The sequence below is a fragment of the Streptomyces sp. NPDC005722 genome, from assembly GCF_040630935.1.
GTDB lineage: Bacteria > Actinomycetota > Actinomycetes > Streptomycetales > Streptomycetaceae > Actinacidiphila.
Genome location: NZ_JBEXYN010000004.1, coordinates 336,119 through 348,433, shown reverse-complemented (window position 1 = coordinate 348,433; position 12,315 = coordinate 336,119). Strand labels below are relative to the sequence as shown.

Here is a 12,315-nt window from a genome sequence, read left to right as displayed (position 1 = left end):
CGCACACGCACGCGTACGCACCCCCGCGGCTCCTCGACTCTCCCGCCCCGCGCCTGCGCAGCAGAGACGCACGGCGCGGATCCTCAGCATTCGGAGTTCCGCGATGGACCGTCCACGACCCTTCCCCACCGTCGCCATCATCGGTCTCGGCACCATGGGCACCGGCATCGCCGAGGTCGTCGCCCGGGCCGGCCACGAAGTGATCGGCATCGAGATCGACGACGCGGCCGCGCACCGCGCCGTCGCCGCCCTGGAGGCCTCCACCGCCCGCGCCGTGCAGCGCGAGCGGATCACGGAGTCCGAACGCGGCGACATCCTGACCCGTTTCCGCACCTTCCCCGACCTGCAGGCGGCGGCCGACGCCGACCTGGTGATCGAGGCCGTCACCGAGCACTTCGAGATCAAGCGCGAGGTCCTCACGGCGCTCGACGCCATCGTCAAGCCCGGCGCCATCCTCGCGACCGGCACCAACGCGCTGTCGGTGACCCAGCTGGCCTCCCACACCTCCCGCCCGGACCGCGTCCTCGGCCTGCACTTCTTCGCCCCCGCCCCGGCCATGAAGCTGGTCGAGGTGGTCTCCACCGTGCTGACCTCCCCCGAGACCACGGACGCCGTGACCGGACTGGTCCGCTCGTTCGGCAAGGAGCCGGTGGCGGTCGGCGACCGTCCGGGCTTCATCGCCGACGGGCTGCTCTTCGGCTACCTCAACCAGGCCGCGGCCATGTACGAGGCGCGCTACGCCACCCGCGAGGACATCGACGCGGCGATGCGGCTGGGCTGCGGCCTGCCCATGGGCCCGCTCGCCCTGCTGGACCTGATCGGCATCGACACGGCCCAGACCGTCCTGGAGGCGATGTACGAGGCCTCGCGCGACCGGCTGCACGCCCCCGCGCCCATCCTGAAGCAGCTCACCGCCGCCGGCCTCAAGGGCCGCAAGGCCGGGCGCGGTTTCTACAGCTACGAGGCCCCCGGCAGCGCGACGGTCGTCGCGGACGCCGAGACGCCGGCCGCGGCCGGCGGCGCGAGCGGCGGACGTCCCGTGCGCAGCGTGGGCGTCGCGGGCTCGGGCACGATGGCCACCGGCATCGCCGAGGTCTTCGCCAAGGCCGGGTACGAGGTTGTCCTGGCCGCGCGCGGCCAGGAGAAGGCGGACAGGGCCGTCACGGCGCTCGCCAAGTCGCTGGACCGGTCGGTCGCCAAGGGCCGGCTCAGCCAGGAGCAGCGTGACGCCGCCCTGGCGCGGGTGACCGCGGCGGGCTCGCTGGACGCCTTCGCCGACGTGGACCTGGCCGTCGAGGCGGTCGCCGAGGACCTGCCCGTCAAGCAGCAGCTCTTCGCGACCCTGGACAAGGTCTGCAAGCCGGACGCGGTGCTGGCCACGACGACGTCCTCGCTTCCCGTGGTGGCGGTCGCGACGGCGACCACGCGTCCGCGGGACGTCGTCGGCATGCACTTCTTCAACCCGGCCCCCGCCATGAAGCTGGTCGAGGTGGTCCGCACCGTGCTGACCGCCGAGGACGTGCACGCCACCGTCCACGAGGTCTGCGGCCGGATCGGGAAGCACCCCGTGGACTGCGGCGACCGGGCCGGCTTCATCGTCAACGCGCTGCTGTTCCCGTACCTCAACAACGCCGTGAAGATGGTCCAGGAGCACTACGCGACGGTCGAGGACATCGACTCGGCCATGAAGCTCGGCGGCGGCTACCCCATGGGGCCCTTCGAGCTGCTCGACGTCGTCGGGCTGGACGTCTCGCTCGCGATCGAGCAGGTGCTGCACAGGGAGTTCCGCGACCCGGGCCTGGCGCCGGCGCCGCTGCTCGAGCACCTGGTGTCCGCGGGCTGCCTCGGCCGCAAGACGGGCCGCGGCTTCCGCGAGTATGCCCGCCGCTGATCACACGGGCGGCTGGGACGGCCGGGACGGTCCCGGCGGCTGGGGCGGCCTGCTGGGGCCGCCCCACCGCCTCCGGAAACCGGGCCCGGCCCACGCTTCCACGGGAATGCAGTACGTTCGCGGTATGCCCCAGCCCGTGAAGCCCGCCCGTGCGTCCTCCACCACCGCCCAGCGCCATCGTGTCCGCCAGGAACTGGCCGCCGCGGCGATGCACCTCTTCGCGAGCCAGGGGTACGAGGCGACCACGGTCGACGAGATCGCCGCGGCCGCCGGGGTCGCGCGGAGGACGTTCTTCCGGCACTTCCGCTCCAAGGAAGAGGCGATCTTCCCCGACCACGACGACACCCTGGTGCGCGTGGGGCAGGTGCTGGACTCGGCAGAACCGCACGAGCACCCGCTCGACACGGTGTGCCGCGGCATCACCGAGGTGCTGCGGATGTACGCGGAGGCTCCCGAGGTCTCGGTGGAGCGCTACCGGCTGACCCGCGAGATCCCCATCCTGCGGGAGCGCGAGATCGCCTCGGTGGCCCGCTACGAGCGGCTGTTCACCCGCTACCTGCTGGGCCACTTCGACGAGGGCGCCCAGCACGTCGGGGACGACGACCCCCTGCTGGCCGAGGTCGCCGCGTCCGCCGTCGTCGCCGCCCACAACCACGTGCTGCGGCGCTGGCTGCGCGCCGGCGGCAAGGGCGACGTCGAGTCGCAGCTCGACCACGCCTTCGAGGTGATCAAGCAGACCTTCGGCACCGGCATCGGCCGGCGCCCCTCCCCCACCCCGATCCTCGCCTCCGAGCAGGGCGAGGTCATCGTGGCCGTGGCCCGCACCGACGCCTCGCCGGCCGAGGTCATGCGGACGATCGAAAAAGCCCTGAAGGGCGCGTAGCCGCCCGTTCGCGCCCCCGGCGCCCTTCCGCGCCCCGGCATCCCACCGGCGCCCCCAGGCCCTCGTGCCGGGGGCGCCTTCGCGTGTTGCTCAAACGTGAAGCCGTGGCGCCATCTGAGAGAAATTGTTGGCACGCAGTGTCTTGCAGGGTGGCACGCGGTGCCATACCGTGAAAGCAGTCCGGGCGGGCGGCGTGCTGGGATCCGTCGCACGCCGTCTGTCCCCGAGGCCCGGACGCCTGCGTCACAGGCATTCACAGCGCCACCACGCGCTCCCGCTCCATCCGTGCGACCGCCACGGACCGAAGCACCACCGCCGAACCGACGGCACCACCCTCAGCAACCCCCCGACGTTCCCTCAAGCGTCCCTACGTCGCGCTTCGCCGGAGGCATCACCGTGAAGGACATCCTCGACGCAATCATGGCGTCCGAAAGCACGGCCGCGGACTTCGCCGCGCTGCCGCTCCCCGAGTCGTACCGCGCCGTCACCGTCCACAAGGACGAGGCCGGCATGTTCGAGGGCGTTGACAGCCGCGCGAAGGACCCGCGCAAGTCGCTGCACCTGGACGAGGTGCCCGTGCCCGAGCTCGGCCCGGGCGAGGCCCTGGTGGCCGTCATGGCCAGCTCGGTCAACTACAACTCGGTGTGGACCTCGATCTTCGAGCCGGTGTCCACCTTCGGTTTCCTGGAGCGCTACGGCAGGCTCTCCCCGCTGACCAAGCGCCACGACCTGCCGTACCACGTCATCGGCTCCGACCTGGCGGGCGTGGTGCTGCGCACCGGCCCCGGCGTGAACCTCTGGAAGCCGGGCGACGAGGTCGTCGCACACTGCCTGTCCGTCGAACTGGAGTCCGCGGACGGCCACAACGACACGATGCTCGACCCCGAGCAGCGCATCTGGGGCTTCGAGACCAACTTCGGCGGCCTCGCCGAGGTAGCCCTGGTCAAGTCCAACCAGCTGATGCCCAAGCCCAGGCACCTGAGCTGGGAGGAGGCCGCGGCCCCGGGCCTGGTGAACTCCACCGCCTACCGCCAGCTGGTCTCCCGCAACGGCGCCGGCATGAAGCAGGGCGACAACGTGCTGATCTGGGGAGCCAGCGGCGGCCTCGGCAGCTACGCCACCCAGTTCGCGCTGGCCGGCGGCGCCACCCCGATCTGCGTGGTGTCCTCGCCGCAGAAGGCGGAGATCTGCCGCCGCATGGGCGCCGAGGCCATCATCGACCGCACGGCCGAGGACTACCGGTTCTGGAAGGACGAGCACACCCAGGACCCGAAGGAGTGGAAGCGCTTCGGCAAGCGCATCCGCGAGCTGACCGACGGCGAGGACGTGGACATCGTCTTCGAGCACCCGGGCCGCGAGACCTTCGGCGCCTCGGTCTACGTCACCCGCAAGGGCGGCACGATCGTCACCTGCGCGTCGACCTCGGGCTACAACCACGAGTACGACAACCGCTACCTGTGGATGTCGCTCAAGCGCATCGTCGGCTCGCACTTCGCGAACTACCGCGAGGCCTGGGAGGCCAACCGCCTGATCGCCAAGGGCAGGATCCACCCCACGCTGTCGAAGACGTACCGCCTGGAGGACACCGGCCAGGCCGCCCACGACGTGCACCGCAACGTGCACCAGGGCAAGGTCGGCGTGCTGGCGCTCGCCCCCGAGGAGGGCCTCGGCGTCCGCGACGAGGAGCTGCGGGCCCGGCACGTGGACGCCATCAACCGCTTCCGGAACGTCTGAGACCGGGAGGGACCATGAACCAGCGTCAGAAGGATCGTCCGTGGCTGATGCGGACGTACGCGGGGCACTCCACCGCCGAGGCGTCCAACGCCCTGTACCGGCGCAACCTCGCCAAGGGCCAGACGGGCCTGTCGGTCGCGTTCGACCTCCCGACGCAGACCGGGTACGACCCCGACCACGTCCTGGCCCGCGGTGAGGTGGGCCGGGTCGGGGTCCCGGTCGCCCACCTCGGCGACATGCGCCGGCTCTTCCAGGACATCCCCCTGGAGGAGATGAACACCTCCATGACCATCAACGCCAGCGCCATGTGGCTGCTCGCGCTCTACCAGGTGGTCGCCGAGGAGCAGGGCGCCGACGTCACCAGGCTCCAGGGGACGACGCAGAACGACATCGTCAAGGAGTACCTGTCGCGCGGGACGTACGTCTTCCCGCCCGGCCCTTCGCTCCGGCTGACGACCGACATGATCGCGTACACGGTCAACCACCTCCCCAAGTGGAACCCGATCAACATCTGCAGCTACCACCTGCAGGAGGCCGGGGCCACACCGGTGCAGGAGATCGCCTACGCGATGTCCACCGCGATCGCCGTCCTCGACGCGGTCCGCGACTCCGGCCAGGTGCCGCAGGAGCGGATGGGCGACGTCGTCGCGCGCATCTCCTTCTTCGTCAACGCGGGCGTCCGCTTCGTCGAGGAGATGTGCAAGATGCGGGCCTTCACCCGCATCTGGGACGGGATCACCCGCGACCGCTACGGCATCGAGGACCCCAAGCAGCGCCGCTTCCGGTACGGGGTGCAGGTCAACTCGCTCGGCCTGACGGAGGCGCAGCCGGAGAACAACGTCCAGCGGATCGTGCTGGAGATGCTGGCCGTGACGCTCTCCAAGGACGCCCGGGCCCGCGCCGTGCAGCTGCCGGCCTGGAACGAGGCGCTGGGCCTGCCGCGCCCCTGGGACCAGCAGTGGTCCCTGCGCATCCAGCAGGTGCTGGCCCACGAGAGCGACCTGCTGGAGTACGGCGACATCTTCGACGGCAGCCACGTCGTCGAGGCGAAGGTCGGCGAACTCGTCGAGCGGTCCCTCGCCGAGATCGAGCACATCCAGGAGATGGGCGGCGCCATGGCCGCCGTGGAGTCCGGCTACCTGAAGTCGCAGCTGGTCTCCTCGCACGCCGAGCGCCGGGCGCGGATCGAGTCCGGCGAGGAGAAGATCATCGGCGTCAACTGCTACGAGGGCACCGAGCCCAGCCCCCTCACCTCCGACCTCGACGGCGCCATCATGACCGTCGACCCGGAGAACGAGGCGCGGGTCGTCGCCGCCCTCCACGACTGGCGCGACAACCGGGACGAGGTGCGGGCGCAGCGCTCGCTGGAGGCCCTGAAGGCCGCGGCCGCCGGCACCGGCAACCTCATGGAGGCCACCGTGGAGTGCGCCCGGGCGGGCGTCACCACCGGCGAGTGGTCCTGGGCGCTGCGCGACGTGTTCGGCGAGTTCCGCGCCCCCACGGGCGTGAGCAGCGCCCCCGTCGCGGTCACCGCCGAGCCGGGCACCCCGATGGCCGAGGTCCGCCGCAAGGTGGCGCTGACCGCCCGGGAGCTGGGCGCCGGGAAGCTGCGGCTGCTCGTGGGCAAGCCGGGGCTGGACGGTCACTCCAACGGCGCCGAGCAGATCGCCGTACGGGCGCGCGACGCGGGCCTCGAAGTGGTCTACCAGGGCATCCGGCTGACGCCGGAGCAGATCGTATCGGCGGCGGTCGCCGAGGACGTCCACTGCGTGGGCCTGTCGATCCTCTCCGGCTCGCACGCCGAGCTGGTGCCGGACGTGCTCGACCGGCTGCGCAGGGCGGGGGTGGACGACGTGCCGGTGATCGCCGGCGGCATCATCCCGCCGGCGGACGCGGCCAAGCTGGTCGAGTCCGGCGTCGCGGCCGTGTTCACGCCGAAGGACTTCGGGATCACCGAGATCATCGGCAGGATCGTGGACGAGATCCGCAGGGCCAACAAGCTGGACCCGCTGGAGGTCGCCGCATGACCCCCGCGGCGAACACCCGTACGAACACGTTCGACACCCCGGAGGCGCAGCAGAGATGCAGTTCGGCCGTACGTATGAAGAGTTCGAGGTCGGCGCCGTCTACAAGCACTGGCCCGGGAAGACGGTCACCGAGTACGACGACCACCTCTTCTGCCTCCTGACCATGAACCACCACCCGCTCCACATGGACGCGAACTACGCCGAGCGGACCACCGACTTCGGGAAGAACGTGGTCGTGGGGAACTACGTCTACTCCCTGCTGCTCGGCATGTCGGTGCCGGACGTGTCCGGCAAGGCGATCGCCAACCTGGAGGTCGAGTCGCTCAAGCACGTGGCGCCGACCTTCCACGGCGACACCATCTACGGCGAGACGACGGTGCTGGACAAGTGGCCGTCGAAGTCGAAGGACGACCGCGGGATCGTCCAGGTGGAGACCAAGGGCTACAAGCAGGACGGCACCCTGGTGTGCGTCTTCCGCCGCAAGGTGATGGTCCCCACCGCCACCTACGTCAAGGAGCGCGGCGGCGAGCAGCCCGGCCGCCCCGAGCTGAACGCCTAGGAGACAGCAGACATGAGCCGCCTCGCGCAGACCGACGGGCTGACCGACGTCCAGCAGGAGATCCTCTCCACCGTCCGCAGCTTCGTCGACAAGGAGATCATCCCGGTCGCCAACGAGCTGGAGCACAAGGACGAGTACCCGACCGACATCGTCGAGGGCCTCAAGGAACTCGGCATCTTCGGGCTGATGATCCCCGAGGAGTACGGCGGCCTCGGCGAGTCCCTGCTCACGTACGCCCTGACGGTCGAGGAGATCGCCCGCGGCTGGATGAGCGTGTCGGGCATCATCAACACGCACTTCATCGTCGCCTACATGCTCAAGCAGCACGGCACCCAGGAGCAGAAGGACCACTTCCTGCCCCGCATGGCCACCGGCGAGGTGCGCGGCGCCTTCTCGATGTCCGAGCCGGGCCTGGGCTCCGACGTCTCCGCGATCCGCACCAAGGCGGTCCGTGACGGCGACGACTACGTCATCAACGGCCAGAAGATGTGGCTGACCAACGGCGGCACGTCCAACCTCGTCGCGGTGCTGTGCCGGACCGACGAGGGTCAGCCGGAGGGCGCGGCCCCGCACAAGTCCATGACGACCTTCCTCATCGAGAAGGAGCCCGGCTTCGGCCCGAACCCGAAGGTGAAGGGCCTCACCGTGCCCGGCAAGATCGAGAAGATGGGGTACAAGGGCGTCGACACGACCGAACTCATCCTCGAAGATGTGAAGATTCCGTCAAATCGCGTCCTGGGCGGTCAGAGCGGCCGCGGTTTTTACCAAATGATGGACGGCGTCGAGGTCGGCCGGGTCAACGTGGCCGCCCGGGGCTGCGGTGTCGCACAGCGGGCCTTCGAACTGGGGATCGCGTACGCCCAGCAGCGGCAGACCTTCGGCAAGCCGATCGCGCAGCACCAGGCGATCCAGTTCAAGCTCTCCGAGATGGCCACCAAGGTCGAGGCGGCCCACGCGCTGATGGTGAACGCGGCCCGCAAGAAGGATTCCGGCCAGCGCAACGACCTCGAGGCCGGCATGGCGAAGTACCTGGCCTCGGAGTACTGCAAGGAGGTCGTGGAGGACTCCTTCCGCATCCACGGCGGCTACGGCTTCTCCAAGGAGTACGAGATCGAGCGCCTGTACCGCGAGGCACCCATGCTGCTCATCGGCGAGGGCACCGCCGAGATCCAGAAAATGATCATCGGTCGCCGGCTGCTCGAGGAGTACCGGATCCAGGGGTGAATGTCTGGGTTGTGACACTTTGTGCGAGCCAAAGGTCACACCCAGTCATCAAATACCGGCCACTGACTCGACTGCTGGCTTGCCCAGTTGCCGGTGACTCCCGATACCATTCACGGAAAGCCGCCGTCCCCAGCACCATCTTTGCGGCACCCTCCGCTACGAAGGTCTTCCATGCCCCACAGCCATTCCTCTGCACAACGCGACAGCCGGGCCGGCGTACGCCTCGCGCGCGGAGCGTCGCCGTGGCTCCTCCCGACCGTGGCCACCGCGGCGGTCAGTCTGGTCCGCGCCCGCCGCTCCGGGCGCTGGGCGGCCGTGGCCGTCCCCACCACCGCCCTCGCGGCGGGCATGCTGTGGTTCTTCCGCGACCCCGAGCGCGAGATCGCCCAGGGCCGCGTCATCTCGCCGGCCGACGGCGTGGTGCAGAGCATCATGCCGTGGAAGGACGGGCGCACCCGCGTCGCGATCTTCATGAGCCCGCTGAACGTCCACGTGAACCGCGCGCCGCTGGCCGGCACGGTCACGTCCGTGGAGCACGTCCCCGGTGGATTCGTTCCGGCGTTCAACAAGGAGAGCGAGAACAACGAGCGCGTCGTCTGGCACTTCGACACCGAGCTCGGCGACATCGAGATGGTGCAGATCGCCGGAGCCGTGGCGCGCCGCATCGTTCCCTACGTGCCGCAGGGCACCAAGGTGGAGCAGGGCGAGCGCATCGGCCTGATCCGCTTCGGCTCCCGTGTGGACATCTACCTGCCGGAGGGCGTCGAGCCCGCCGTCGAGGTCGGCCAGACCACCGTGGCTGGGGTGACGCGCCTTGACCGTGATTGATCCCGACACCCAGGCACCGTGGGTCGCCTCGGTGGACGAGGACGACGACGATGACATGCCGCTGTCGACGCGCCTGTCGATAGCGGACGGCCTGACCCTCGGCAACGCGATCTGCGGGTTCATGGCGGTGTACTTCACCACCACCGGGGTGCTCGTCCCGCACCTGATGGGCAACACCGACGGCGGCATGACGCGGCACAGCGCCGCCACGGCCGTGCTGCTGATGCTCATGGCCTCGGTCTTCGACCTCTTCGACGGGCTGGTGGCGCGCAAGCTGCGCAGCTCGGCGATGGGTGCGGAGCTGGACAACCTCTCCGACCTGATCAGCTTCGGCCTGGCCCCCGCCTACTTCGTGGTCGTCTGGGGCCTGATCTCGGACGACGCCTACGGCAAGCTGTCGGCCGTGGCGGCGGTCGTGGTGCTGCTGGCGGTCGTCCTGCGCCTGGCCCGCTTCTCCTGCACGACGGTGCGGGAGGGGATCTTCCAGGGCATGCCGAGCCCCTTCGGGGCCATGACGGTCATCTCGGTCGTGCTGCTGGAGTTGCCCTTCATCCCGACGGTGCTGGCCATCGTCGGCGTGGCGTGGCTGATGGTCAGCCGGGTCGAGTACCCGAAGCCGCGTGGCCGGCTCGCGACGATCACGCTCGCCTGGATCGTGCTGAGCATGGGCTGCCTGGTCTGCTGGGCGTTCGCCGTCCCCGGCGGTGACGTGCTGCTGCAGACGGGCGCGGCCCTGCAGATCTGCGCCGCGGCGGTGATCCCGCTGTTCGCGACGACCCGCCGGGTCAACACGATCCGCAACAACCGCCGTGAGGCGCGTACGGCGCAGCTTCCGTAGCCGTACGAGGTACGTGCCAGGGGCCCCGAGCCGGGAAGGCTCGGGGCCCCTGGCGTTCGCCCGGTCAGGCCGGGAGGTCGCGCGCGATGTCCCCGGCGAGGCGTTCCAGCAGCGGCCCGGCCTCGGCCATGCAGCGCACCGGGTCCGGCTCGAGGTCGGTCAGGGCGTACGCCCGCCGGATGCCGGCCGCGCCCAGGGCTTCCCCGGACAGCGTGAGACGGCCGCAGACGGCGACCACGTCCACGTCCTTGGCGCGGGCGGCGGCCGCCACACCGGCCGGGGCCTTGCCGTGCAGGGTCTGCTCGTCCAGCGAACCCTCACCGGTGATCACCAGGTCGGCCCGCTCCAGGGCCGCCGCGAAGCCGAGCATCTCCAGGAGCACCTGGACGCCGGGCCGGAAGGAGGCGCGCAGCCCCACCAGCGCGCCGAAGCCGACCCCGCCGGCCGCACCCGCGCCCGGGGCCTCGGCGGCCGCACCGGCCCCCAGCACCTCCGCGTAGTGGGCCAGGGCCGCGTCGAGCGTCGCGACGTCCTCCGGTGTGGCGCCCTTCTGGGGGCCGTAGACGGCGGCGGCGCCCTTGGGGCCGAGCAGCGGGTTGTCGACGTCGCTGGCGAGGACGACCTCGGTCGCGGCGAGCCGGGGGTCGAGCCCGGACAGGTCCGCCGAGGCCAGCCCGGCGAGCGCCGCACCACCCGGGCCGACCGGTTCGCCGCGGCCGTCCAGCAGGCGGGCGCCGAGCGCGACGAGCATGCCCGCGCCGCCGTCGTTGGTCGCGCTGCCGCCGACGCCGAGCACGATGGACCGGGCCCCCGCGTCGAGCGCCGCCCTCAGCAGTTCACCGGTGCCGCGTGTGGTCGCCGTCAGCGGAGCGAAGACGTCCGGCGGCAGGTGCCGGAGCCCCGAGGCCTCGGCCATCTCCACCACGGCGGTGCCCCCGCGCAGCGCGTACGCGGCGGTGACCGTCTCCCCCAGCGGGCCGGTGACCTCCACCAGCCTCCGTTCGAAGCCCGCGGCGACGGCGGCGTCCACCGTGCCGTCCCCGCCGTCGGCCACCGGCACGGACTCGACGACGAGACCGGGGGCGGCCCGCCGCAGTCCCGACCCGAGCCGCTCCGCCACCTCGACGGCGGTGAGCGAACCCTTGAACTTGTCCGCCGCTATGAGCACCCGCACTGGCCGTGCGTCCGTCACTTTGATCTCCCTTTCGGCAGGTCGCGCCGCTTGGACCCTATCCCGGGGCGCGGGGCGGTACACCGGAGGCATGGCCTTCTCCGCCCTCTCCCTCGACGACCGCGTCCTCGGCGGCTGGCTCGGCCGGATCGCCGGCAACATGCTCGGCAAGCCCGTCGAACGTGGCGACCACTGGACGCGCGACCGGATCGACCGCTACCTGCGCCGTGCCGGGGCGCTGCCGCTGACCGACTACATCCCGGCGCTGGACCCGCCGCCGGACCCGGCCGAGTTCGCGCTGCGCCCGGAGTGGCCGCAGTGCACCCGCGGCAACATCCACGGCAGCGCGCGGGACGACGACGTGGACTACGCGATCCTCGGACTCGACCTGCTGGAGACGTACGGCCCGGAGTTCACCACCGAGCAGGTCGGCGAGCTGTGGCTGCTGCGCCTCCCCTACCTGCAGACCTTCACCGCCGAGCGGGCGGCGTACCGCAACCTCGCCAAGGGGCTGAGGCCGCCGCTGACGGCCACGGCCGACAACCCGTACCAGGAGTGGATCGGGGCGCTGATCCGCGCCGACGTGTACGGCTGGACCTCTCCCGGCGACCCCCGGCGGGCCGCCTCCCTCGCCCGCCGGGACGCGGTGCTGTCCCACACGGGCAACGGGGTGTACGGGGCGATGTGGGCGGCGGCGCTGATCGCGTCGGCGTTCACGGCGCCCGGCGCGCGGGCCGCGCTGGAGTCGGCGCTGCAGCACGTGCCGCCGGGCTGCCGGCTGGCCCGCACGGTGCGCCGGACCATGGCGCTGCACGAGGCGGGGCTGGACTGGGCGGGCACCATGGCGGAGCTGGACGAGGAGAACCGCGGGCTGCACTGGATCCACACCGTCCCCAACGCCGCGCTCGTCACCGCCGGGTTGCTCTACGGCGCGGGCGACTTCACCGCCACGATCGCGCTGACCGTACGCGGCGGCCTGGACACCGACTCCGGTGGGGCGACGGCGGGTTCGGTCGCCGGGGTGCTCTGCGGCGCGTCGGCGATCCCGCCGCAGTGGACCGGGCCGCTGGAGGACCGGGTGCGCAGCGCGGTGTTCGGCTTCGACGGGGCGGCGATCAGCGAGCTGGCCCGCCGCACCGCTCTCCTGGTGCCGTAGGGTC

General features: G+C 71.3%; 10 protein-coding genes. 9 read left to right on the top strand and 1 reads right to left on the bottom strand.

Annotated features, from left to right (window positions below):
* Positions 1 to 103 precede the first annotated feature (103 nt).
* The 8 genes from ABZ479_RS07580 to pssA all read left to right on the top strand — a co-directional run bounded on the left by ABZ479_RS07580 (position 104) and on the right by pssA (position 9,984).
* Positions 104 to 1,891 (top strand): 3-hydroxyacyl-CoA dehydrogenase family protein, encoded by a 1,788-nt coding sequence (locus ABZ479_RS07580; RefSeq protein WP_500460545.1) that lies wholly within the window; start codon positions 104 to 106, stop codon positions 1,889 to 1,891.
* A 106-nt stretch (positions 1,892 to 1,997) separates the two neighbouring features.
* Complete coding sequence (locus tag ABZ479_RS07575; RefSeq protein WP_500460544.1) at positions 1,998 to 2,774, top strand: TetR/AcrR family transcriptional regulator; 777 nt, start codon at positions 1,998 to 2,000, stop codon at positions 2,772 to 2,774.
* Positions 2,775 to 3,170: 396 nt separating this feature from the next.
* The gene (ccrA, locus tag ABZ479_RS07570) at positions 3,171 to 4,508 is read left to right on the top strand and encodes a crotonyl-CoA carboxylase/reductase (protein WP_500460543.1); all 1,338 of its coding nucleotides are present in this window, start codon (positions 3,171 to 3,173) and stop codon (positions 4,506 to 4,508) included.
* Positions 4,509 to 4,522: 14 nt separating this feature from the next.
* A complete protein-coding gene (locus tag ABZ479_RS07565; RefSeq protein WP_500460542.1) occupies positions 4,523 to 6,535 on the top strand; it encodes a protein meaA in 2,013 nt (670 codons plus the stop codon).
* A 55-nt stretch (positions 6,536 to 6,590) separates the two neighbouring features.
* Positions 6,591 to 7,094: a MaoC family dehydratase gene (locus tag ABZ479_RS07560; RefSeq protein WP_500460541.1), complete on the top strand. Its 504-nt coding sequence runs from the start codon at positions 6,591 to 6,593 to the stop codon at positions 7,092 to 7,094.
* A gap of 12 nt (positions 7,095 to 7,106) precedes the next feature.
* Positions 7,107 to 8,318, top strand: a complete 1,212-nt coding sequence (locus tag ABZ479_RS07555; protein WP_499601400.1) for an acyl-CoA dehydrogenase family protein — start codon at positions 7,107 to 7,109, stop codon at positions 8,316 to 8,318.
* Positions 8,319 to 8,489: 171 nt separating this feature from the next.
* Positions 8,490 to 9,146, top strand: coding sequence for a phosphatidylserine decarboxylase (locus ABZ479_RS07550; protein ID WP_499601401.1), 657 nt, complete (start codon positions 8,490 to 8,492; stop codon positions 9,144 to 9,146).
* A complete protein-coding gene (gene pssA, locus ABZ479_RS07545; RefSeq protein ID WP_499601402.1) occupies positions 9,133 to 9,984 on the top strand; it encodes a CDP-alcohol phosphatidyltransferase family protein in 852 nt (283 codons plus the stop codon). The genes ABZ479_RS07550 and pssA overlap by 14 nt, the downstream gene beginning before the upstream one ends.
* A gap of 64 nt (positions 9,985 to 10,048) precedes the next feature.
* Here the strand turns inward: pssA and ABZ479_RS07540 are convergent, their stop codons facing one another.
* Positions 10,049 to 11,152 (bottom strand): glycerate kinase, encoded by a 1,104-nt coding sequence (locus ABZ479_RS07540; RefSeq protein WP_500460580.1) that lies wholly within the window; start codon positions 11,150 to 11,152, stop codon positions 10,049 to 10,051.
* A 94-nt stretch (positions 11,153 to 11,246) separates the two neighbouring features.
* On the opposite strand from ABZ479_RS07540, the gene ABZ479_RS07535 reads away from it, so the two are divergent.
* The gene (locus ABZ479_RS07535; RefSeq protein WP_500460540.1) at positions 11,247 to 12,311 is read left to right on the top strand and encodes an ADP-ribosylglycohydrolase family protein; all 1,065 of its coding nucleotides are present in this window, start codon (positions 11,247 to 11,249) and stop codon (positions 12,309 to 12,311) included.
* The last annotated feature ends 4 nt before the right edge of the window (positions 12,312 to 12,315 follow it).

Coding starts and splice junctions, on each gene's coding strand:
- ABZ479_RS07580 (WP_500460545.1), top strand. CDS start 104: ATGGACCGTCCACGACCCTTCCCCACCGTCGCCATCATCGGTCTCGGC.
- ABZ479_RS07575 (WP_500460544.1), top strand. CDS start 1,998: ATGCAGTACGTTCGCGGTATGCCCCAGCCCGTGAAGCCCGCCCGTGCG.
- ABZ479_RS07565 (WP_500460542.1), top strand. CDS start 4,523: ATGAACCAGCGTCAGAAGGATCGTCCGTGGCTGATGCGGACGTACGCG.
- ABZ479_RS07560 (WP_500460541.1), top strand. CDS start 6,591: ATGCAGTTCGGCCGTACGTATGAAGAGTTCGAGGTCGGCGCCGTCTAC.
- ABZ479_RS07555 (WP_499601400.1), top strand. CDS start 7,107: ATGAGCCGCCTCGCGCAGACCGACGGGCTGACCGACGTCCAGCAGGAG.
- ABZ479_RS07550 (WP_499601401.1), top strand. CDS start 8,490: ATGCCCCACAGCCATTCCTCTGCACAACGCGACAGCCGGGCCGGCGTA.
- ABZ479_RS07535 (WP_500460540.1), top strand. CDS start 11,247: ATGGCCTTCTCCGCCCTCTCCCTCGACGACCGCGTCCTCGGCGGCTGG.